This window comes from Mesorhizobium sp. M0848 (genome assembly GCF_040319805.1).
GTDB lineage: Bacteria > Pseudomonadota > Alphaproteobacteria > Rhizobiales > Rhizobiaceae > Mesorhizobium.
Map to the genome: position 1 here is coordinate 180,248 of NZ_JAMYOM010000001.1, position 20,818 is coordinate 201,065.

Here is a 20,818-nt window from a genome sequence, read left to right on the forward strand (position 1 = left end):
CGCACCGGGGTGCGGGCCAATCCCGCGCCCCGGTTTCATCGCAGGCCGCAATGGCGGCTGCGTAAGAATTTCTCTTGGGGTGGGTCCATGTCGTCCTTGCTCGTACTGGCCATCGTCGTTGCCGTCGGCCTGGTTGCCTTTTTCATCGGCCGGCAACGTGCCGCGGCCCAGGACAATGGCAAGGTCAAGCCGCATTCGCGCGCCCACTATCATGGCTGGTGGGCCTTCCTGCTCGCCGTTCTGCCTGCTCTTTTGCTGCTTGCCGTCTGGACCGTCGGGTCTTCCATCTATCTGGACCGACACATTCACGCTGCCTTGCCCGAGCGCACCGTCGACAGCAAGGTTGCCAGTGAGGCACTGGATGTCAGCCTGGTAAAGAGCCTCGCCAGGGGCCTGCGCAAACTCGATGCAGGCACACTGGCCGCAATGCCTGCCAGCTTTGCCGAGCTGCAGCCGCTCCTCGCCGCCAAGGGTGTGGCACTGGCGAGCGACACGCAGGATTACATGATCCCGATCGCCGTCGAGGCGAACAAGGTCCAGGACCGGCTCGGCCTGTTCGGCGCCATTGTCATTCTCGTTTCCTCGATCGCCGGCGCCTTCTATGCGCTCAGGCAGATCGAGCCGCGCGCCAGGGCACGCAACAATGTCGAGAGGCTGATGCTGTGGGGGCTGCTTGCCGCCTCCACCATCGCTATCCTGACCACCATCGGCATCGTGCTTTCGATGCTGTTCCAGACGATCACCTTCTTCGAAAGCGTCTCGCCGATGAGGTTCTTCTTCGGCACCGTCTGGGATCCGCGTTTTTCCGCTGCCGGTTCGGGCGGCAGCCAGGGCCAGTTCGGCCTGATCCCGCTTCTTGCGGGCACGCTCTACATCGCCGCCGTCGCACTGCTGGTTGCGGTGCCGGTGGGGCTGATGTCGGCTGTCTACATGGCCGAATATGCAACGCCCAGGGTGCGCTCGGTGGTCAAGCCGGCGCTTGAACTGCTGGCCGGCATACCGACCATCGTCTATGGCATCTTCGCCGTCGTCACGCTTGGGCCATTCCTGCGCGATCTGTCCGCGGCACTGACCGGCGGTTCGCCCTTCATCCAGGGCCAGAGCATCTTCACCGCCGGCCTGGTCATGGGCGTCATGCTGATCCCGGTCGTGTCCTCTCTTTCGGACGACATCATAACCGCGGTGCCGCGCGCCATGCGCGACGGGTCGCTTGGCCTCGGCGCGACCCGCTCCGAGACGATCAAGCGGGTGATCCTGCCGGCTGCACTGCCCGGCATCGTCGGCGCCATCCTGCTGACTGCCTCGCGCGCCATCGGCGAAACGATGATTGTCGTGCTGGCGGCGGGCGTCGCCGCTAACCTCACCATCAACCCGTTCGAGGCGATGACGACCATCACCGTCAAGATCGTCAACCAGCTCACCGGCGACCTCGAGTTCAATTCGCCGCAGACGCTGGTCGCCTTCGCGCTCGGCCTGACGCTGTTCGCGCTGACGTTGGTGATGAACATCGTCGCGCTCTACATCGTGCGCAAATATCGGGAGCAGTACGAATGACCGACATTTCCATGGATACGATGGTCAGGGCGGCGGCCCATCCGCGCCGCGACATCGGCCTGAAGGCCCGTTACGCTGCCGAGCGCCGATTCCGCATCTATGGCGTCGTGGCGATTTCCGTAGGCCTGGCGTTCCTGGCAATCATGCTGATCACCATCGTCTCGAAAGGCTACACCGCCTTCTGGCAGACGACGGTATCACTGCCGATCTCGTTCGACGAGAAGGTGATCGATCCTTCCGGCAAGCGCGCAACCGATCCGAGCGTTCTGATCAAGGCGAATTATCCCAAGCTCGCCGAAAACGCGCTGGTGGCCAAGCTCGGCATCAATCCCGACGACAAGCCGGCGATCAAGCAGCTCAAGGGCTTCCTGTCGGAAGGCGCCCGCGTCCAGTTGCGCGACATCGTTGCCGCCGATCCGTCCGTGATCGGCACGACGCGCGACGTCAACATCCTCGCCGCCGCCAATCTCGACTCGGCTTTCAAGGGTCAGATCGACCTCAGCATCAAGGAAGCGCGACGCAAGGTCTCGGACCAGCAGATCACCTGGATGAACAAGCTCAAGGCCGAGGGCGCGATGGCCGAGCACTTCAACAGCGGCCTGTTCACCTACGGCGCCTCCAGCCGCCCGGAAACCTCGGGCATGGGCGTGGCGATCATCGGCTCGTTCTATATGATGGTGATCGTGTTGCTCCTGGCGCTGCCGATCGGCGTCGCCGCCTCCATCTATCTGGAGGAGTTCGCCAAGAAGAACCGTTTCACCGACCTTATCGAGGTCAACATCAACAATCTGGCCGCGGTGCCGTCAATCGTCTTCGGCTTGCTCGGCCTCGCGGTGTTCATCAATTTCCTGGGCATGCCGCGCTCCGCCGCTTTCGTCGGCGGCCTGGTGCTGACACTGATGACGCTGCCGACGATCATCATCGCCACGCGCGCCGCACTTGCCGCGGTGCCGCCGTCGATCCGCTCGGCGGCTCTCGGTCTTGGCGCCTCCAAGATGCAGATGGTGTTCCAGCACATCCTGCCGCTTGCCGCGCCCGGCATCCTCACCGGCACCATCATCGGTCTGGCGCGTGCGCTCGGCGAAACCGCGCCTCTGCTGCTGATCGGCATGGTCGCCTTCGTCGCCGATCCACCGACGACGCCTTTCGATCCGGCCACCGCGCTGCCGGTGCAGATCTATATGTGGGCGAACGAGGCCGAACGCGCCTTCGTCGAGCGCATGTCGGGCGCCATCATCATCCTGCTCGTCTTCCTCATGGCCATGAACATCACCGCGATCGTGCTTCGGCGTCGGTTCGAGCGGCGCTGGTAGAAAAAAGGCATCTTGGTATGAACATCATGACCGAACAGTCCCTTGAAAACGCAGTGGGCGACAAGATGAAGTCGAACGAAGTAATCAAAATGCGCGGCGACAAGGTCGGCGTGTTCTATGGCGAGAAGCAGGCGCTGTTCGACGTCGATCTCGACGTCCGCCTGAACCAGGTGACGGCGCTGATCGGCCCCTCCGGCTGCGGCAAGTCCACCTTCCTGCGCTGCCTCAACCGCATGAACGACACCATCGATTCAGCACGGGTAACCGGCAAGATAACGCTCGACGAAGAAGACATCTACGACAAGAACATCGATGTCGTCGAACTCAGGGCGCGCGTCGGCATGGTGTTCCAGAAACCCAATCCGTTCCCCAAATCGATCTACGAGAACGTTGCCTATGGTCCGCGCATCCACGGATTGGCCAAGCGCAAGGCCGACATGGATCAGATCGTAGAGTCGAGCCTGAAGAAGGCGGCGATCTGGAACGAGGTCAAGGACCGTTTGCAAGAACCTGGCACGGGTCTTTCCGGTGGCCAGCAGCAGCGTCTGTGCATTGCACGCGCCATCGCCGTGTCACCCGAGGTGATCCTGATGGACGAACCGTGTTCGGCGCTCGACCCGATCGCCACTGCTCGCGTCGAGGAACTGATCGACGAACTGCGTCAGAACTATACCATCGTCATCGTCACCCATTCGATGCAGCAGGCAGCACGCGTGTCGCAGCGCACCGCGATGTTCCATCTAGGCTATCTGGTCGAGGAGGGCGCCACCGACAAGATGTTCACCACCCCCGACGACAAACGCACCCAGGACTACATCACCGGCCGGTTCGGCTGAGCTCAGGCATACGAGGGACGAAGATCATGGGTGAACATACCGTCGCATCTTTCGATGAGGATCTGGAGCAGATCAGCCAGCTGATCCGCGACATGGGCGATCTCGCCTGCTCGATGGTCAGTGGCTCGACCAGGGCTTTGCTCAATTCGGACAATGCGCTGGCGCAGCGCGTGGTTTCCGATGATGCCATCATGGATGCACGCCAGCGCGAGCTGGACGATCGCGCCATCACGCTGATCGCCAAGCGCCAGCCAATGGCCAACGATCTGCGTGCGGTGGTCGGTTCGATCCGCATGGCCGGCGACCTTGAGCGCATCGGCGACCTTGCCAAGAACATCGCCAAGCGCGTCGGCACTGTCGGGCTGAGTGTCACGCCGCACGACCTTTCGCATTCGATCGACGCGATGGCGCAACTGGTGCTGATCCAGGTGCAGGGGGTCGTCGACGAGTATGCCGCCGCCGACCCGGCAGCGCTTGCCACGCTCAGAAACAATGACGAACGCATCGACGTCAAATACACCTCGGTGTTCCGTGAGCTGCTGACCTACATGATGGAAGATCCCCGCAACATCACGGCGTGCACGCACCTGTTGTTCTGCGCCAAGAACCTCGAGCGGATCGGCGACCACGTGACCAACATCGCCGAAAATGCCTACTATGTTTTGACCGGCACGCAGCTGCCAGCCAATCGTCCGAAGCAGGACGAGACGGCAATGTCCGCGCCAGCGGCATAACAGGGGTGACCAGCCGATGATCGCACCACGCATCATGGTGGTGGAGGATGAGGAGCCGCTAGGCGTGCTGCTCCGCTACAATCTTGAATCCGAAGGTTACCAGGTCGAGGTGGTGACGCGCGGCGACGAGGCCGAAATCCGGCTGCAGGAGAACGTTCCCGATCTTCTGGTGCTCGACTGGATGGTGCCTGCGGTTTCCGGTATCGAACTCTGCCGGCGCCTGCGAATGCGTCCCGAGACCGAGCGGCTGCCGATCATCATGCTGACCGCGCGAGGCGAGGAAAGCGACCGCGTGCGCGGCCTGTCGACCGGCGCCGACGACTATCTGGTCAAGCCCTTCTCGACGCCGGAGTTCATGGCCAGGGTCAAGGCGCTGCTGCGCCGGGCCAAGCCGGAAGTGCTGTCCAGCGTGCTAAAGGTCGGCGACATCGTGCTCGATCGCGAGTCGCACCGGGTCTATCGCAAGAAGAGCGAGATCCGGCTCGGGCCGACCGAGTTCCGCCTGCTCGAATTCATGATGCGCCATCCAGGCCGCGTGTTCTCGCGCAGCCAGCTGCTCGACAATGTCTGGGGCGAAACGATCTACATCGACGAGCGCACGGTCGACGTGCATGTCGGCCGGCTGCGCAAGGCGGTCAACAATGGCCGGATGCCGGACGTCATCCGCACGATCCGCGGGGCGGGCTACGCGATCAGGGAAGACTAGGTGCTGTTTCGTCCCGATAGATCGGGAAAACTCGATTAGCACGCGGTCGCCAACAGCCGGTGGAATGTTGCACTCGTCTCATCAATGGGGAGCGAGCACGTGACGCCAGGAGCGGTCATCCTCATCAGGTTTCGAATGACTGCATTTGGGCCAAAGCGACAGGCAGCTTCTCGCGTCCCTCGATCTCCCAAACTCTCTATTGGGCCCCGGCTGGCCAAGAGGCACGGCGAATTACTTGATAGGTCGCCATCTTTCCCGCAGACTCCAACCAGAAAGCCACGCAAGAATGCATTTGAGTTAATTTAGATATACGTTCGTCGAATGACGCGCATTCTGCAGAAATATACAATTTTAATAAATTTACTTCAAATTATTGCGAGTCCTCTCCTCTTTATTCATCGCTTGTCCGTCGATTGTTCAATGCGATCTCGGATCTAATGACGATTCCGTGGAACGATCTCGTTCTTTGCAGCGTTGCTTGGAAGCGGTCGCCGGACCTTTGACCAGGTCGGACACCATGAGGAAGGATTTCTGATGAGCACGGTCTTAAACGCCAAGGGCATCCCTCTTGCCTACACCGGCGCTTCCACTCATTGGTTCTCGGCCACCGGGTCTGGACCGGAACTGCATGGCACCTCCGGCAACGACTCCTTCTGGGGAGATACCGGCGTCAATGTCACGATCTACGGTGGCGCCGGCGACGACTACTATCATCTCTATTCCACCAACAATAAGGTGGTCGAGGATCCTGGGGCAGGGATCGACACGATCGACACATGGATGAGCTACAAGCTCCCCGACAATTTCGAGAACCTCGTCGTTACCGGCGCCAATCGATTTGCGTTCGGAAATGCGTTGGACAACATCATCAAGGGCGGGTCGGGTCACCAGACGCTGGATGGCGGCAAGGGAAATGATGTCCTGATCGGCGGTGATGGCGCCGATACTTTCGCCATTTCCAAAGGTAATGGAAGTGATCTTATCTTCGATTTCGGTGCGACCGATGCGGTCCGCCTTGACGGTTACGACTTCACTTCGTTCGATGCCGTCCGTTCACAGATGGTCCAGGTGGAATCGAACGTGATGCTGAACCTCGGATCCGACGAGATCCTGGTGTTCAAGAATACGACCATCGACAAGTTGCAGCCCACCCAGTTCGAACTTCCGATCGACAAGTCCGCAATGACGCTGTCCTTCTCCGACGATTTCAACACGCTGAGCCTTCGGGACGGGCAGGACGGCACCTGGAATTCCAATTTCTGGTGGGGAGCGCCGAACGGCAGCACGTTGAGCAGCAATGGTGAGTTGCAGTGGTATATCGACGCCAATTATGGCCCGACGAGTTCGGTCCATCCGTTCAGCGTTGAGAACGGCGTCCTCACCATCACCGCCGCGCAGGCGCCGGAGGACATCAAGCCTCTGATCAACAACTACGAATACACCTCGGGGATCCTGACGACCCACGACACCTTCTCGCAAACCTACGGCTATTTCGAAATGCGGGCGGATCTCCCTGAAACAGCCGGAGCCTGGCCGGCGTTCTGGCTGCTTCCGGAGGACGGCTCGTGGCCGCCGGAGCTGGACGTTGTCGAAACGCGTGGCCAGGACCCGAACACGCTCTACATGACGGCGCATTCCAATGAGACGGGAGCGCACACGAAGGTTTCGTCAACGGTGAACGTTGCGGATACCGACGGTTTCCACACCTATGGCCTACTCTGGACGAAGGATGAGCTTGTCTGGACCTATGATGGTGTAAAGGTCGCTCAAGCAGCGACGCCGGCCGACATGCACGATCCCATGTATATGCTGGCCAATCTCGCGGTGGGCGGCATTGCCGGCCAGCCTCCTGACCATCTGGCTACGCCAGCGGAGATGAAGATCGACTACATCCGCGCCTATACGCTGGACGACCTGCAGCACCACCCCTTGGACATCGCCGGCGACCATTCGGTCTAAGCGACGCCCTAATGTTGGGGCCATGAGCCGTTAGGAGCGCGGGAATGATTGCACGGTCTGATCTGCGGGCAGTCTTGAGGCGCGCCCTCGCCGATGTCGGCGTTTTTTCGTTCCTCATCAACATCCTGCTATTGGTGATCCCCCTTTATCTCTTGCAGGTCTATGACCGCGTCCTGCCTTCCTCCAGCGTCGAGACGCTTCTTTACCTCTCTGCTATCGCGGTTCTCGCACTCGCCTTTCTCGGTCTCCTTGATGCGGTCCGCTCCGTTTACACGCAGCGCGTTGCAGCCATTGTCGACAACAGACTGGGCGCGAGGACATTCGCCGTCTCGCTGGAGGCTAAGTACGCTGCGGGAGCGGCCCTGTCTCCACTGCGCGACCTTGCCTCGGTATGCGCCTTCATCAGGTCACGCGGCGCGGCGGTCTTGTTCGACCTGCCGTTTGCTCCGTTCTTCCTCGCCCTGCTGTACCTCATCCACCCTATGCTGTTCTGGCTTACGCTGGCGGGATCTGGGCTGTTGCTTGCGATGGTCGTGGCAAATCAGTTTGCCATCGGCAGGAATGATGCCTTGTCGGCGGAACGCTCGGCTGTTGCCAGCCTGTCGGAGCAGGCCTTTGCCCGGAATGCAGAGACGCTGCGCGCCATGGGCATGATCCAAAACGCCGCGCGAGTGTGGGGAAGGCACGTGGCGGAGGCGCTAGTCCTGCATGACCGTTCGTCGATGGCCAACGCGATTTTCAGTGGAACGTCGCGAGCCGTACGCATGATGCTTCAGCTGGCAATACTGGGTGTCGGAGCATGGCTCGTGCTGCAAGGGAAGATGACGGCCGGCATGATCTTCGCGTCTTCCCTGGTGTCGTCCCGTGCGCTGCAGCCGCTCGACCAACTGATCGGGTCATGGCGGCAGATCGTCGACGCCAGACGATCGTGGAAGCGTTTGGACAAGGCGCTTTCCGCCCATCCGGCACATGCGCAAAAACTGACCTTGCCGGACCCGTCCGGCGAAATTGTCGTGCAGGGCCTCATCTTTGTCGCGCCGAACGCCACGCCAGGCACCGAACCCATCATCAAAAGACTGAACTTCCGCATCGGCGCAGGCGAAGCGGTGGCGATAATAGGTCCGAGCGGAGCCGGCAAGTCCACCCTGGCAAGATTGCTTGTCGGTGCGATTCAGGCAACCAGCGGCTGCGTCAGGATTGATGGCGCCGATCTCAGAACCTGGGACGAGAAGCAGCTTGGCCGGCATATCGGATATCTCGCTCAGGAGGTGGAGCTCTTTCCCGGATCGATCGCGGAAAATGTCGCCCGCTTTGAACCCGATGCGAATGACGCCTCGATCGTCGAGGCAGCAAAGAATGCCCGGGCGCATGAGCTGATACTGGAGCAGCGAGACGGCTATCAGACCAGAATAGGTTCGTCGGACAGAATACTGTCGGGCGGCGAACGCCAAAGGATCGGGCTGGCGCGCGCTTTTTACGGCAATCCGCATGTTCTCGTTCTGGATGAGCCCAGTACCCATCTCGACGGCAGCGGCGAAGCCGCGCTCGAAGAAGTGCTTGCCGCCGCGAAAGCGGCGGGCGTTACGACAATCGTGATAACGCACCGCCCTTCGGTCGCCGCAGCCTGCGACCGCGTGATGCTTCTACGCAGCGGAGTGATCGAAGCCTTCGGTCCAAGCGCCGACGTGATGCGGCAGCCGATCGCCGGCATCGGCCTTGCCCCACAGCGCAGCATGGCGGTGACAGGGTCTTTTGCAACGACGAACCGCGGCACCCCTCATAGTGTCCGCTTTGGATCGTAGAAGATGACAGCACAGAGCCTCGTCCGGGAAGGCACAGCACGCACCGACATTCGCCGGGTGGCAGTCACCGGATACGCGGCAATGGCGATATTGGTGGGTTGCTTTGGCTATTGGGCGGTCAGTGCACCGTTGTCCGGCGCGGTCATCACGCAAGGCAAAATCTCGGCGACAGGCGGGAACATCCTCATCCAGCATCCCGAGGGCGGCATCATCCAAGAGTTGCTCGTCCATGAGGGTGATCGCGTGCAACAGGCCCAGGAACTGATCCTGCTGGATCGAACAGCCGCGCAAGCCGAACTCAACCGGCTGACGAGACAGTCGATCGCGTTGAAGGCCAGCGCCTCGCGGCTGGAGGCGGAACGCGACGGGTTGGATCGGCTTGCGCCAATCACAGAGGCTGCGCCAGCACCGTTCCAGCACAATTTCGAGGTCCTGGTTCAGGAACAGCGGAAGGAATTCAACGCCAGGCTCGCCCGATTTCGATCCGAACAATCGATCCTCAGGCAACGGGTTGCCATGCATCGCCAGTCTGTTGTCGGGTTGCAGGCCCAGAAACAGGCCATTCAGCAACAGGCCGAAGTCGTGAAGAAAGAACTGGGCATCAAGACCAGCCTTTTGGACAAGGGCCTCACCAATCGCACCGAATATTCGCAGCTTTTGCGTAGCGAGGCAGATCTCGTCGGGCAGGCAGGGGCGCTGGAGGCAAATCTTGCATCGGCCAACACCCAGATCGTCGAAGCGCAGGAGCAGATAGAGCGCCTGACCACGCAACGCGTGGAGGAAGCCCTGACGAAGCTCGACGAGGTACGTTCTTCGCTGGCTGACATTGACGAACAGATGCGGGCATCCGAGGCAGTGCTGCGGCGGACGACGATCAAGGCGCCGGCGGCGGGCATCGTGGTATCGTCCACCTACAATTCCAGGGGCAGCGTGATTGCCCCCGGCGAGAAGATCATGGAGATTCTGCCTACGGCATCGGGCTTGATCGTCGATGCACGGCTGCCGCCGAAAGACATTGACCAGGTTCGTGTCGGCCAGCCGGCAAAACTGCGACTATCAGCGTTGAACATGCGGCTCACCCCTGAGATTTCAGCCATGGTGACACAGGTTTCCGCAGATCGGCTCATCGATCAGGCTACGCATGAACCCTATTTCCGCGCCAAGCTGAAGATTGCCACCGACTTGCCGCCCGGCGTAAAAGCGGAGCAGCTTTACCCTGGAATGCCGGTAGAAGCGTTCATCAGCACCGGCGAACGGACTTTCTTCGAGTATCTCGTACGTCCGATGCGCGATTCCTTCGCGCGCGCTTTCACGGAGCGGTAGATGTTGCGGACCGCGCAATTTTGACCCTGGTCCTCACGCCACGCTCTTTCCGGCGCTCCCTCTCGCCTGCACGCCCGGCGCAAAAATCTCCTGATCGACGAAGATCAGCGCCCGCATGGCGCAGCCTTCGCGGATCAGCGGCAGTTCGTTCGGCTCTGTGTCGAAGGAAATCGATTTTGAGTGCTGGCCGCCGGCGGTCTGGGCAATCGCCTCGCGCAGTGCCGGCTCTATCAGGTCGAAGGCGGCGGCGCTGACGCCGACCATGGCGACGGGCGCCGGATCGATCAGCGCGAACAGGCTGCCGAGACCGTAGCCGAGCGCTTCGCCGGCCTTGCGATAGGCTTCCCGTTCGGGTCCATCCCTTTCACGGGCCGCGGTCGCCAGCGCGCGCATGTCGGCGTCGCTGACATCGGCGACGGGTTCTGCATCCTCGCCCATCTGCCTGGCGTTGCGCCAGATGGCGTAATTGCCCGCATAGGCTTCGACGCAGCCGCGCCGTCCGCAGCGGCAGAGCGCGCCGTTCGGCCGATGGATTATGTGGCCGAATTCGCCGCCCGAAGAATGGGTGCCGGTGAACAATTCGCCCTTCAGCACCAGTCCCATGCCGATGCCGTGCGACAAAAGGATAGCGATGAAATCGTCGCGGTAACGATCGGGGTCGCGCCAGCGCAGCGCCACCGCCATCATGTTGCAGTCATTCTCCATTATGGCGGGGATGCCGAACTCGTCTTCGAATATGTCAGCGAAGGCGATGTCGGTGTGCGGCGTGATCGGCGACCACAGCATGGCGCGGGCACGGGTGTCGGTGATGCCCTGGATGGCCAGTGCGATGCGGGCGATGCTGCGCACGTCCAGGTCGGGATCTGCCAGGCGGCGGCGCACGATTGCCGCGCATTCACCGATCAGCGACTCGCGCGACATCGTCAGCGTGTCCAGCCGGCGCTGTTCCTCGGATACTACCTGGCCGGCATAGTCGATGACGGCGACGGAGAGGAAGTTCAGCGACAGCACTACGGTCATTACCGCGGCCGCTTCCGGATTGAGACTGAGGCCGACCTGCGGCCGGCCGCGTTTGAGCGAGCCGGCCTCGCTCGGCTTGCTTTCGGTCAGGATGCCTTCGACGATCAAGTCGGAGGAAATCGCCGAGATGGTCGAATGGCTGAGGCTTGTGGTCGCGGCAATCTCGGTTCGCGACGGATGTCCGGCGCGGCGCACCGCCGCGATCACCATGGCGCGGTTGCGGCGGCGCAGATCGTCGTGGCGGATTCCGACCGACATGCTTTTTCAATCCTCCCGGTCGCCGCGGTTCTTCCTGCCCTGGAACGCTGTCGGTGACGCGGATAAATACTGGCAGAAGCTGCACGCCCTGTCATTTATTTATTCCGAGACTCGAAAAAAACTCGAAATGACATCAAAATCCATCAGAATCGATGTTGACAGCGTTCGGGCGTTGGCCCAGTATTTTTTCGAGGCTCGAAAAAATAGAGCCTCTGTGCCGGCCCTCGGGTCAGTTTGGTCGCGCCATACGCGGCGCAGGGAGGATAATATGAAAAGATTCACGGCCGCCATCCTGGCGGGTGCCGCCATGTCGCTGACACTCGCGTCGGTCGCGCAGGCGAAGGACAAGGTCGTCGGCGTTTCATGGTCCAATTTCCAGGAAGAGCGTTGGAAGACCGACGAGGCCGCCATGAAGACGGCGATCGAGGCCGCCGGCGACAAGTACATCTCCGCCGATGCACAGTCCAATCCCGGCAAGCAGCTCACCGATGTCGAAAGCCTGATTTCGCAGGGCGCCAATTCGCTGATCATCCTGGCGCAGGACGCCTCGGCCATCGGCCCTGCGGTGCAGAAAGCGCTGGACGAAGGCATCCCGGTCGTCGGCTATGACCGGTTGATCGAAAACAAGGACGTCTTCTATCTGACCTTCGACAACAAGGAAGTCGGCCGCATGCAGGCCCGCGAAGTGTTCAAGGTCAAGCCGGAAGGCAACTACGTCTTCATCAAGGGCTCCGGTGCCGATCCCAATGCCGACTTCCTGTTCTCGGGCTCGATGGAAGTGCTCAAGGAAGCCATCGACAGCGGCAAGATCAAGAATGTCGGCGAAGCCTACACGGATGGCTGGCTGCCCGCCAACGCCCAGAAGAACATGGAACAGTTCCTGACCGCCAACGACAACAAGGTCGACGCGGTGGTCGCGGCCAATGACGGCACCGCCGGTGGCGTCGTCGCGGCGCTGACGGCGCAGGGCCTTGCCGGCACTGTGCCGGTCTCGGGTCAGGACGGCGACCACGCCGCGCTGAACCGTATCGCGCTCGGCACGCAGACCGTTTCGGTGTGGAAGGACGCGCGTGAGCTCGGCAAGACCGCCGCCGAGATCGCTTCGCAGCTCGCAGACGGCAAGAAGACCGGCGACATTGCCGGCGCCAAGAACTTCACGACGCCGGGCGGCAACACCGTCAAGTCGCTGTTCCTGACCCCGATTGCCATCACCAAGGACAATCTCAACCTCGTCATCGACGCTGGCTGGATCAAGAAGGAAGAAGTCTGCACGGGCGTTGCCGCCGGCACCGTCGCGGCATGTAACTGATCCGGACCATTTCGAAATATCTGAACGCCGCGGCCCAAAAGCCGCGGCGTTTTCTCAAAAACTTTTGTGTTTCCGCATCATGCGGATAGCTTCTAGGCTGGGCTCCGGCATGCGCGTCAGACGGCCAGTCGGTGGGAGGAAATTATGACCGATACGACGTCCAACCCACAGGCCGATACGGCGCGCGCGTCGGAACTCGGGGCCGTCGCCCGGTTCCTGAAGGCGACCGAGATCGACACCCGCATGCTCGGCATGATCGGTGCGCTGCTGGTCATCTGGATTGGGCTGCATGTCATTTCCAGCCTGCGCCTGGGCGTCAACCCGCTCGATTTCGACAGCCGCACCTTTCTCACGCCGCGCAATCTGTGGAACCTGTCGGTGCAGACATCCGCAGTTGCCATCATGGCCTGCGGCATGGTGCTGGTCATCGTCATGCGCAACATCGACCTGTCGGTCGGTTCCGCCGAGGGCCTGATCGGCATGGTAATGGGATTTGCCCAGGTGCATTTCCTGGTGCGCTTTGTCGGGCTCGAACTCGGCAATCCGTGGATCTGGGTCCTGGCGCTGGTCATCGGCCTGGCGCTCGGCCTGCTGATCGGCGCCTTTCAAGGCTTCGTCATCGCCTATCTCGAAGTGCCCGCCTTTATCGTGACGCTGGGTGGCCTGCTGGTCTGGCGCGGTGCGGCCTGGTGGGTCACGTCAGGCCAGACCGTGGCGCCGCTTGACGCCACTTTTCAGCTGATGGGCGGCGGGCCGGCGGGATCGATCGGCGCGACCTGGAGCTGGGTCGTCGGGATTGTCGCCTGCCTCGCCGTGGTGTTTGGGCTGTTCAACGGGCGGGTACAGCGCAAGCGTTTCCGGTTTCCGCTACGTCCGATCTGGGCCGAGACGCTGCTCGGAGTCGTCACCTGCGGCGCCATCATGGGCGCGGTCTGGCTCGCCAATTCCTATCCCTGGCCGATCGGCATCGTGAACAGATATGCGGCCGCCAACAACATCACCGTTCCCGAAGGCGGCCTGTTCATCGCCCACGGTATCGCCATACCGGTGCTGATGGCGGTCGCCGTCGGGCTGGTCATGACCTTCATCACCAACCGCACCCGTTTCGGCCGCTATGTCTTCGCCATCGGCGGCAATCCCGAGGCGGCCAATCTCGCCGGCATCAACACGCGCTGGATCACCATGAAGGTGTTCATGATCATGGGCGTGCTGGCCACGATCGCCGCGGCGATCTCCTCGGCCCGGCAGAACTCGGCCACCAACGTGCTTGGAACGCTCGACGAGCTGCTCGTCATTGCAGCCGCCGTGATCGGCGGCACGTCGCTTGCCGGCGGATCGGGAACGATCATCGGCGCCATGCTCGGCGCCCTGCTGATGCAGTCGCTGCAGTCCGGCATGGTGCTGCTCGGCGTCGACTCGCCGCTGCAGAGCATCGTCGTCGGGGCCGTACTGGTCATCGCCGTGTGGCTCGACACCGTCTATCGCAAGCGCGTCTAGGAGGGCATGCCATGACTGACAAGACTGCTCCTGCAGCCACCGCGCTGATCGACATGAGGAACATCTCGATCGCGTTTGGCGGCATCCGCGCCGTCGACGACGCCTCGATCGATCTTTTCCCCGGCGAGGTCGTGGCGTTGCTCGGCCACAATGGCGCCGGCAAGTCGACATTGATCAAGATCCTGTCCGGCGCCTACAAACGCGATTCGGGCCAGATCTTCGTCAACGGCGAGGAGGCATCGATCTCCAATCCACGCGACGCCAAGAAATACGGCATCGAGACGATCTACCAGACGCTGGCATTGGCCGACAATGTCGACGCCGCCGCCAATCTGTTCCTCGGCCGGGAGCTGATGACCGCCTGGGGCACGCTCGACGACGTTGCCATGGAGGCCGAGGCGCGCAAGGTGATGGGTCGGCTCAATCCCCGCTTCCAGCGCTTCAAGGAGCCGGTGATCAAGCTGTCGGGCGGCCAGCGGCAATCGGTGGCGATCGCGCGTGCAATCCTGTTCAATGCGCGCATCCTGATCATGGACGAGCCGACGGCGGCGCTTGGTCCGCAGGAAACGGCGCAGGTCGGCGAACTGGTCAAGCAGCTCAAGTCCGACGGCATCGGCATCTTCCTGATCAGCCACGACATCCACGATGTGTTCGAGCTTGCCGACCGGGTCTGCGTCATGAAGAATGGCCAGGTCGTCGGCACCGCCCGCACCACTGATGTCACCCAGGACGAGGTGCTGGGGATGATCATTCTGGGCAAATGCCCGCCGGGCGCCATTCCCGGACCGGGCGCGCTGAAGATAGCGGCCTGAGATCGAGCCAGATCGCGGTTGCCGGACACGTGATATGCCAGCCGTAAGGATGGCTTGGCCTTGGCATTGTGTTGGCACGGCGACTTGCCCATAAAGGTCCGACATCGCTCAGGGACCGCACGATCCGTTGAAGAAGCTTTTTCCGATCATCGCCTTTATCGCCGTCGCGCTGATCAGCATGGTGATGGCAGGTTTTGCTTATTTCGCCACGCAGGAAGCCGCGCGCATCAAGTTCGAGGCGACTGCCGACGATGCGCTCAACCGGATCGAGAGCCGCATCGACCTGCATCTGTCGCTGCTGCGCTCGACGCAGGCCCTGTTCGACGCCCGCAATGGCGATATTTCTCGCAATGAGTTCAAGGCGTTCTTCAACGCGCTCGATGTCGACAAGAATTTCGCCGGCTTGCGCGGCATCGGTTTCCTCAGGCTGGCAAAGGCGGGCGACGAGGCGACGGTCGAACGCGATATGCTGCACGATTATGGCGTCAGTCATCCAATCTACCCGGATACCACGCAATCCTGGCGTACCCCTATCGTGCTGTTCGAACCGCTGGATCCATCCAACCAAGCCGGCATCGGCTACGACATGTTCAGCGAACCGGTGCGGCGTGTGGCGATCGAAAAGACGATGTCCGACGACCAGCAGCACGCCAGCGGGTTGGTGCAGCTGGGCCAGGACACGGGCGCCGCGCAGACGTTCACCGGCTTCTTCGTTTTCGTGCGGCTCAATGTCGAAACCGCTCCCGACGTCATCAATGCTTCGAGATCCTCGACGGCCGGTTTTCTCTATGCGGCCTTTCGGGCTCGCGATCTGTTCCAGACCGCGCTCAGCCGGTCGCCGCTGCTGCCGGTCAACACCGAAATCTATGATGGCGATGGTGCCGTGAACGGCGATAATCTGCTGTTCCGGTCGGAGACGCCGCCGGCGTCGACTTTCGGCGACAGGCTGCTGGTCACCCGAAAGATCATCGTCGCCGGACGGCCATGGACTGTCCTGTTCCGGCCGACAAGCGCCTTCTCGCAGCCGTCGTCGCGCGCCATTCCGGTGATGCTGGGGCTGTTCGGCCTGTTGTTGGCGGGCGCCATCGCGCTGGTGGCGCGCTATCAGGAGCGGGCCTATGAGGCAGCGTCGCGGTTGCACGAAACGACGGAAAAGAGCCTGATCGAAAAAGACCTGATGCTGCAGGAGATGAAGCATCGCATCAAGAATTCGATCACCAGGGTGCTGGCTATCGCGCGCCAGACGGCATCGCGGGCTACCGACGTCAACGAGTTTTCCGCATCCTTCTCGGCCAGGCTGCAGGCGATGGCGGCGTCCCAGGACATGCTGACGCGCTCGCGCTGGCAGAAGGCCGATCTTGGCGATCTCCTGCGCATCGAACTCGGCCAGGTGTTCGGCAAGGAGCTGCCCGAGGGGCTGCTGTCAGGGCCGCAGGTGCTGCTCGACGAAACCACGACGCAAGCGCTCGGCCTGACCTTCCACGAACTGGCGACGAATGCGCTGAAATACGGCGAAGCCGGCAATTCCGTCGGCGCGCTGAAAGTGGACTGGTCGGTCGAAGGGCGCGGGCGCGACAGGACGCTGGCTCTCAATTGGCGCGAAAACGGGCAGACGAAACTCGAAGCGCCAGCCAAGACCGGATTCGGCACCAAGCTGATCGATCTCAACGTGACGCGGGAGCTGCGCGGTACGATCAAACGCGATTACCAGGCCAATGGGCTGAACGTTGAAATCAAAATTCCACTCGCCAACTGAGCGCGACCTTCACCCGAAAAGGATCAAGCGTCCAGACATGAAAAATCCGAAGGCCAGCGGACCGGCCTCCGGATCCACGTTTCGATTATCGCCGAATTAGTTGCAGCGAGCCGTGTAGATCCGGCCGCGATGATCGCGATATTGACAATAGCCGTTGCGCAGGTTGCGCACCAGCAGGCCGGAACCGGCACCAACGGCCGCGCCGATCAGCGCGCCCTTGCCGCCGCCGACCAAGCCGCCGACACCGGCGCCGATCAAGCCGCCGCCAACCACGTCCTGCTCGGTCGAGGTGCAGCCGCTGACGGCAACCACCGCAACCAGTGCAATAATCATCTTCCGCATAGAGTCACTCCTCACTTTTTGTCCTCACTTGGTAAAGCTCCAGCTGCCATTTAGCATGAAATGACGGCCTTTGCTGCTGCAATCTATTGTTGGTGAAGATAGTCTTTTTCTGGGCGTGCCGCGTTCGACGCCATTACGAGGCTGGAAATTGCCAAAGACGCGTCAAGCGTACCATCGGCGCGCACATTCCAGACGATCTTATCATAGTCGTCTTCAAGCGCCGGATCGACGGCAAGGCATTTGGCGACGATGTTGTCAGCCTGCCCTTGCACGTCGCCCAAGGCGAACGGGCGTTCGGCCAAGCATTGCTCGGCGCTCGCGAAAACGCTTCTGGGCACCTGGAGTTCACGGCAGTCGGCCATGGTGTTCGAGCAACCGATGACCAGCAGCAATGCAGCGATATGTTCCATGGCGGGAAGTCCTCTCGCCATAGTAACGGTCTACATTCGCCAAAGTTCCTGGCTCGCTGGGCCGGGCAGGGAAGTAAGAGGGCGACAATCGATTCTGTCACCGGCCGAAACGAGCTGGCCTCAGACCAATTGGTACAGGGCGACCACCGCGATCACGGCCAGCAGGCCCAGCGCGACAAGGCGCAAGGCCCCATTGGGAACAGGGGCCAGCGGTGGCGCGGATGCCTCGGAGTCCTCAAACTCGCCCATGGAAATCCGGGCGGCCTGCTCCAGTCTGTTCATGTCGGCAACCGTCAAGGCATTCCTCCCGCACCATGCTGCAATCCTGCTGCGGAAATGTTCGGTGATGCAACAAGTTCCAGCGGTATCTGGGAAAAACAGCATCTGCTTTTATGGTGAACAGCTGGTTAAGGAAGCTCGGGTCGCTCAATCCGTCTCGAAATTGCCGTGCGGAACGACAAGGCGGTACTCGAGACGGCCAGCCGCGATTTCGAGCGTCGCCGTTCCGTTCAGCGACGTCGGCACGACCCGTTCGAGTGCGACGCTGCCGAAGCGCTTCTCGCTACGCCTAACATCACTGGCTCCGATTGCCTCGGCCCATGTCAGGGACAGGGAGGTTCCCGTGTCGGCGGCGGTCAGGTTAGCTGTAACATCGACGAATCCATCGGGCCGCGACAGGGCGCCATAGCTCACCGAATTGACGGCGAGTTCATGCATCGCAAGGCCGATATGCAGGGCAGCGTTGGGATTGAGATAGGGGTTTGCCCCCTGAAATCTCAGGCTGCGAACCGGATCGCCGCCGTAGCGGCCCACCTGGCCCGATACGAGTTCGCGAAGTGCTGCACCCCGCCAGTTGGAAGAGGTCACGAGATCTTGGGACGAAGCCAGCGATTGCAGCCGGCCGCGAAAGCGTGTCAGGAAATCGCCGATGCTGTCGGAGTAGCGACCGGTCTGGGTGGCTATGCTCTGGATGATCGCCAGCAGGTTTTTGGAGCGATGGCTTACCTCCCGCAACAGCGTCGTCAGGGTCTGCTCGCGGCGCTTTTGCTCGGTCGTCTCGACCATTGTGGTGACGACGCCTTGCACCGTGCCGCCGTCGCCGTGGTCGGCATCGATCCAGACCTCAAACCAGCGGCTGCCATCCTCGACGGGAACGCTGATCTCGAGACGTTGGGGGTTGCCGGATGCAATGACGTCGCGCTTGGCCGCGCCGATGCGGTCGGCCTGCGCCTCCGGCAGAATACCGATGCTGTCGGTGGTGTCCGAAACCCAGGGCGCACGCATGTTGCGCGCCCATACGGTTTTCATCTCGCGATCCTGGTAGAGAACGGAAATGCCGGCATTGTGCAACGCGTGAAGAAGGGCGCGGCCGAGCTGCATGCCGCTTTCGGCAGGATGGAGGGCGATGACTTCATCGCTTTGCACGTCGTCCTTCCTGTTTCCGGTCCTGGAACCCATCGGCCAAACTGTCCACCCAATTCAGGCTGAACGGCTCACCGGTGAATGGGTTCCAAACAGGTTTCCCGAACCCGCCGCCAAAAAACGGTCCGCCGGACGGCGTCCTTTAGGACACCGCCCGGCGGTGGCTGGAAACCGTTTGAGGGGTGCGGCTTCCAGTGTTCGGCCGTTCGTTGTTATGAAGCCCGTTTGAACAGGCCCGCAAGAAGCGAAATGACCAGGAAAGCGAGGAAGATGAAAAACAATATCTGCGCTATGCCGGCAGATGTACCGGCGATGCCGCCGAAACCAAGCGCGCCGGCGATGATCGCAACGACGAGAAATACGAGCGCCCAGTAAAGCATGATGCATCTCCTTCGAATGGTGCGATAAAAACGTGGGTGGCTGCGGTTTGTTCCCACCCTTTGCCGAAAAAGACCGAGCTTGCAAATCGTTCAAGCAGGAAGCGCGCAGGAATTTCACCGTCGCCGCCCGCGTGCATCAGGCGGCACGATTACCACTTCCCCAATTCACGACTATGCGGCGGCTTTCGCCTGGCGGTCAAAGAACAGTGCCTGGCTGATCAGCGCCTTGACCATGTCGGGATTGAACGGCTTGGTGACCAGAAAGGCCGGTTCCGGCCGTTCGCCAGTCAAGAGGCGCTCGGGGAAGGCGGTGATGAAGATGACCGGCACCGACGTCGATGACAGGATCTCGTTCACGGCCTCGATGCCGGAACTGCCGTCGGCAAGCTGGATGTCGGCCAGCACCATCTTCGGCCGTGTCTTGCCGAACATCATCACTGCCTCGGCATGGGTGCGCGCCGTTCCAACGACGCGGTGCCCGAGGCTCTCTACCATTTCTTCGATATCCATGGCGATCAGTGGTTCATCCTCGATGATCAGAACGTCGGTTGCCACCTGACGGGATATCTCGTTGCTCGCCTGGGCAAGCAGCTCTGAAAACTCCTGGTCGCCGACGTCGAGGATCTCAGCCGCTTCGTCCTCGCTGAAGCCTTCGACAGCCACGAGCAGAAAGGCCTGACGAGGCCGCGGCGCGATCGCATTCAGATTGGCGGCGGTGCGCTGTTCCCACGCCGATTGCGCCTGCTCCTGCGGGACGCGGATGGCGACGGATGTGAACAGCTTGGCGAAAACCTTGTACAGCGCGATGCGGTCGCTCGATGCTTCGGGAAATATCTCGATATCGGCGATGATGGCCTCGAGCATCGCGGCTACCAGCGCATCACCACTCTCTTGCGACCCGGAAACAGCCCGCGAGAAGCGGCGCAGGAAGGGCAGATGTGGTGCGATGGTGGCGGATAAGCTCATGGTAAGACGTCTCCCTCAGAATGACGTGATTGCATAGGTCAAGCTGACTGCAAGCCCTGACGTTAACGCGGATTTTTTGAAAAAGTTCCGCCTCGACGGAACAAAAGCCGGGGAGTGGCGTTTGTGGTCGGGATGGGCAACCAGACGAGGGCGCCGCTTGCGTTGTGTTGAGTATGATAAGAGCGGCTTGAGCGCTGGGAATACAAGGGCAAAATGAAGGATATGACGAAAGATATTCTGGCTGGCGCCGAGAGCAGGCGCCGGAACGGTTCTGGTGATGCTCTTGGACCGAACTCCGAAATCGGACGCAAACTCAAACAATATTACGACGCGCTGGTCTCCGACGATGTGCCGGATCGCTTTTCCCAGTTGCTTAGCCAGCTGGAACAGGCTGAACCCGCACAGAAGAAGGACTGAGG

Annotated in this window: 20 protein-coding genes; 13 read left to right on the forward strand and 7 right to left on the reverse strand. The window is 61.3% G+C overall.

The window, feature by feature from the left end:
- The first annotated feature begins 87 nt into the window (after window positions 1-87).
- The 8 genes from pstC (at window position 88) to NKH95_RS01000 (ending at window position 10,227) form a co-directional block, all read left to right on the forward strand.
- Window positions 88-1,554, forward strand: coding sequence for a phosphate ABC transporter permease subunit PstC (gene pstC / locus NKH95_RS00965; protein WP_023810983.1), 1,467 nt, complete (start codon window positions 88-90; stop codon window positions 1,552-1,554).
- The gene (gene pstA, locus NKH95_RS00970; RefSeq protein WP_352890595.1) at window positions 1,551-2,867 is read left to right on the forward strand and encodes a phosphate ABC transporter permease PstA; all 1,317 of its coding nucleotides are present in this window, start codon (window positions 1,551-1,553) and stop codon (window positions 2,865-2,867) included. The genes pstC and pstA overlap by 4 nt, the downstream gene beginning before the upstream one ends.
- A 17-nt stretch (window positions 2,868-2,884) precedes the next feature.
- Entirely contained in the window at window positions 2,885-3,703 is an 819-nt protein-coding gene (pstB, locus tag NKH95_RS00975; RefSeq protein WP_013529271.1) for a phosphate ABC transporter ATP-binding protein PstB, read from the forward strand.
- Window positions 3,704-3,729: 26 nt separating this feature from the next.
- The gene (gene phoU, locus NKH95_RS00980; protein ID WP_023810985.1) at window positions 3,730-4,437 is read left to right on the forward strand and encodes a phosphate signaling complex protein PhoU; all 708 of its coding nucleotides are present in this window, start codon (window positions 3,730-3,732) and stop codon (window positions 4,435-4,437) included.
- 16 nt (window positions 4,438-4,453) lie between these two features.
- Entirely contained in the window at window positions 4,454-5,143 is a 690-nt protein-coding gene (phoB, locus tag NKH95_RS00985) for a phosphate regulon transcriptional regulator PhoB (protein WP_010911896.1), read from the forward strand.
- A 534-nt stretch (window positions 5,144-5,677) separates the two neighbouring features.
- Window positions 5,678-7,102 (forward strand): endo-1,3-1,4-beta-glycanase EglC, encoded by a 1,425-nt coding sequence (gene eglC, locus NKH95_RS00990; protein ID WP_023810986.1) that lies wholly within the window; start codon window positions 5,678-5,680, stop codon window positions 7,100-7,102.
- 44 nt (window positions 7,103-7,146) lie between these two features.
- Window positions 7,147-8,904, forward strand: coding sequence for a type I secretion system permease/ATPase (locus NKH95_RS00995; protein WP_352890597.1), 1,758 nt, complete (start codon window positions 7,147-7,149; stop codon window positions 8,902-8,904).
- Window positions 8,905-8,907: 3 nt separating this feature from the next.
- Window positions 8,908-10,227, forward strand: a complete 1,320-nt coding sequence (locus NKH95_RS01000) for an HlyD family type I secretion periplasmic adaptor subunit (protein WP_352890599.1) — start codon at window positions 8,908-8,910, stop codon at window positions 10,225-10,227.
- Window positions 10,228-10,260: 33 nt separating this feature from the next.
- On the opposite strand, the gene NKH95_RS01005 is transcribed toward NKH95_RS01000, so the two are convergent.
- Entirely contained in the window at window positions 10,261-11,505 is a 1,245-nt protein-coding gene (locus NKH95_RS01005; RefSeq protein ID WP_352890602.1) for an ROK family protein, read from the reverse strand.
- A gap of 268 nt (window positions 11,506-11,773) precedes the next feature.
- Here NKH95_RS01005 and xylF point away from each other — a divergent pair, with 268 nt between their 5' ends.
- The 4 genes from xylF (at window position 11,774) to NKH95_RS01025 (ending at window position 16,879) form a co-directional block, all read left to right on the forward strand.
- A complete protein-coding gene (gene xylF / locus NKH95_RS01010) occupies window positions 11,774-12,814 on the forward strand; it encodes a D-xylose ABC transporter substrate-binding protein (protein ID WP_352890604.1) in 1,041 nt (346 codons plus the stop codon).
- Between the two features lie 144 nt (window positions 12,815-12,958).
- Entirely contained in the window at window positions 12,959-14,311 is a 1,353-nt protein-coding gene (locus tag NKH95_RS01015; protein ID WP_224698718.1) for a sugar ABC transporter permease, read from the forward strand.
- Between the two features lie 11 nt (window positions 14,312-14,322).
- Window positions 14,323-15,123 carry an ATP-binding cassette domain-containing protein gene (locus NKH95_RS01020; RefSeq protein WP_013529276.1) on the forward strand — a complete coding sequence of 267 codons (801 nt, stop codon included), beginning with the start codon at window positions 14,323-14,325 and terminating at the stop codon, window positions 15,121-15,123.
- 127 nt (window positions 15,124-15,250) lie between these two features.
- A complete protein-coding gene (locus tag NKH95_RS01025) occupies window positions 15,251-16,879 on the forward strand; it encodes a CHASE domain-containing protein (protein ID WP_352677409.1) in 1,629 nt (542 codons plus the stop codon).
- A gap of 96 nt (window positions 16,880-16,975) precedes the next feature.
- Here the strand turns inward: NKH95_RS01025 and NKH95_RS01030 are convergent, their stop codons facing one another.
- The 6 genes from NKH95_RS01030 to NKH95_RS01055 all read right to left on the reverse strand — a co-directional run bounded on the left by NKH95_RS01030 (window position 16,976) and on the right by NKH95_RS01055 (window position 20,399).
- The gene (locus tag NKH95_RS01030) at window positions 16,976-17,221 is read right to left on the reverse strand and encodes a YMGG-like glycine zipper-containing protein (RefSeq protein WP_023810994.1); all 246 of its coding nucleotides are present in this window, start codon (window positions 17,219-17,221) and stop codon (window positions 16,976-16,978) included.
- Window positions 17,222-17,304: 83 nt separating this feature from the next.
- Window positions 17,305-17,631, reverse strand: coding sequence for a hypothetical protein (locus NKH95_RS01035; protein ID WP_352890607.1), 327 nt, complete (start codon window positions 17,629-17,631; stop codon window positions 17,305-17,307).
- 120 nt (window positions 17,632-17,751) lie between these two features.
- Window positions 17,752-17,928 (reverse strand): hypothetical protein, encoded by a 177-nt coding sequence (locus NKH95_RS01040; protein WP_127295168.1) that lies wholly within the window; start codon window positions 17,926-17,928, stop codon window positions 17,752-17,754.
- 129 nt (window positions 17,929-18,057) lie between these two features.
- Complete coding sequence (locus NKH95_RS01045) at window positions 18,058-19,089, reverse strand: sensor histidine kinase (protein WP_164893021.1); 1,032 nt, start codon at window positions 19,087-19,089, stop codon at window positions 18,058-18,060.
- A gap of 176 nt (window positions 19,090-19,265) precedes the next feature.
- Window positions 19,266-19,433 (reverse strand): DUF1328 domain-containing protein, encoded by a 168-nt coding sequence (locus NKH95_RS01050; protein ID WP_013529282.1) that lies wholly within the window; start codon window positions 19,431-19,433, stop codon window positions 19,266-19,268.
- A gap of 171 nt (window positions 19,434-19,604) precedes the next feature.
- The gene (locus NKH95_RS01055) at window positions 19,605-20,399 is read right to left on the reverse strand and encodes a response regulator (protein ID WP_023810997.1); all 795 of its coding nucleotides are present in this window, start codon (window positions 20,397-20,399) and stop codon (window positions 19,605-19,607) included.
- A gap of 213 nt (window positions 20,400-20,612) precedes the next feature.
- On the opposite strand from NKH95_RS01055, the gene NKH95_RS01060 reads away from it, so the two are divergent.
- The gene (locus NKH95_RS01060) at window positions 20,613-20,816 is read left to right on the forward strand and encodes a NepR family anti-sigma factor (protein WP_023810998.1); all 204 of its coding nucleotides are present in this window, start codon (window positions 20,613-20,615) and stop codon (window positions 20,814-20,816) included.
- The last annotated feature ends 2 nt before the right edge of the window (window positions 20,817-20,818 follow it).

Coding starts and splice junctions, on each gene's coding strand:
- pstC (WP_023810983.1), top strand. CDS start 88: ATGTCGTCCTTGCTCGTACTGGCCATCGTCGTTGCCGTCGGCCTGGTT.
- pstA (WP_352890595.1), top strand. CDS start 1,551: ATGACCGACATTTCCATGGATACGATGGTCAGGGCGGCGGCCCATCCG.
- pstB (WP_013529271.1), top strand. CDS start 2,885: ATGAACATCATGACCGAACAGTCCCTTGAAAACGCAGTGGGCGACAAG.
- phoU (WP_023810985.1), top strand. CDS start 3,730: ATGGGTGAACATACCGTCGCATCTTTCGATGAGGATCTGGAGCAGATC.
- phoB (WP_010911896.1), top strand. CDS start 4,454: ATGATCGCACCACGCATCATGGTGGTGGAGGATGAGGAGCCGCTAGGC.
- eglC (WP_023810986.1), top strand. CDS start 5,678: ATGAGCACGGTCTTAAACGCCAAGGGCATCCCTCTTGCCTACACCGGC.
- NKH95_RS00995 (WP_352890597.1), top strand. CDS start 7,147: ATGATTGCACGGTCTGATCTGCGGGCAGTCTTGAGGCGCGCCCTCGCC.
- NKH95_RS01000 (WP_352890599.1), top strand. CDS start 8,908: ATGACAGCACAGAGCCTCGTCCGGGAAGGCACAGCACGCACCGACATT.
- NKH95_RS01005 (WP_352890602.1), bottom strand. CDS start 11,505: ATGTCGGTCGGAATCCGCCACGACGATCTGCGCCGCCGCAACCGCGCC.
- xylF (WP_352890604.1), top strand. CDS start 11,774: ATGAAAAGATTCACGGCCGCCATCCTGGCGGGTGCCGCCATGTCGCTG.
- NKH95_RS01015 (WP_224698718.1), top strand. CDS start 12,959: ATGACCGATACGACGTCCAACCCACAGGCCGATACGGCGCGCGCGTCG.
- NKH95_RS01020 (WP_013529276.1), top strand. CDS start 14,323: ATGACTGACAAGACTGCTCCTGCAGCCACCGCGCTGATCGACATGAGG.
- NKH95_RS01030 (WP_023810994.1), bottom strand. CDS start 17,221: ATGCGGAAGATGATTATTGCACTGGTTGCGGTGGTTGCCGTCAGCGGC.
- NKH95_RS01035 (WP_352890607.1), bottom strand. CDS start 17,631: ATGGAACATATCGCTGCATTGCTGCTGGTCATCGGTTGCTCGAACACC.
- NKH95_RS01045 (WP_164893021.1), bottom strand. CDS start 19,089: ATGGGTTCCAGGACCGGAAACAGGAAGGACGACGTGCAAAGCGATGAA.
- NKH95_RS01050 (WP_013529282.1), bottom strand. CDS start 19,433: ATGCTTTACTGGGCGCTCGTATTTCTCGTCGTTGCGATCATCGCCGGC.
- NKH95_RS01055 (WP_023810997.1), bottom strand. CDS start 20,399: ATGAGCTTATCCGCCACCATCGCACCACATCTGCCCTTCCTGCGCCGC.
- NKH95_RS01060 (WP_023810998.1), top strand. CDS start 20,613: ATGAAGGATATGACGAAAGATATTCTGGCTGGCGCCGAGAGCAGGCGC.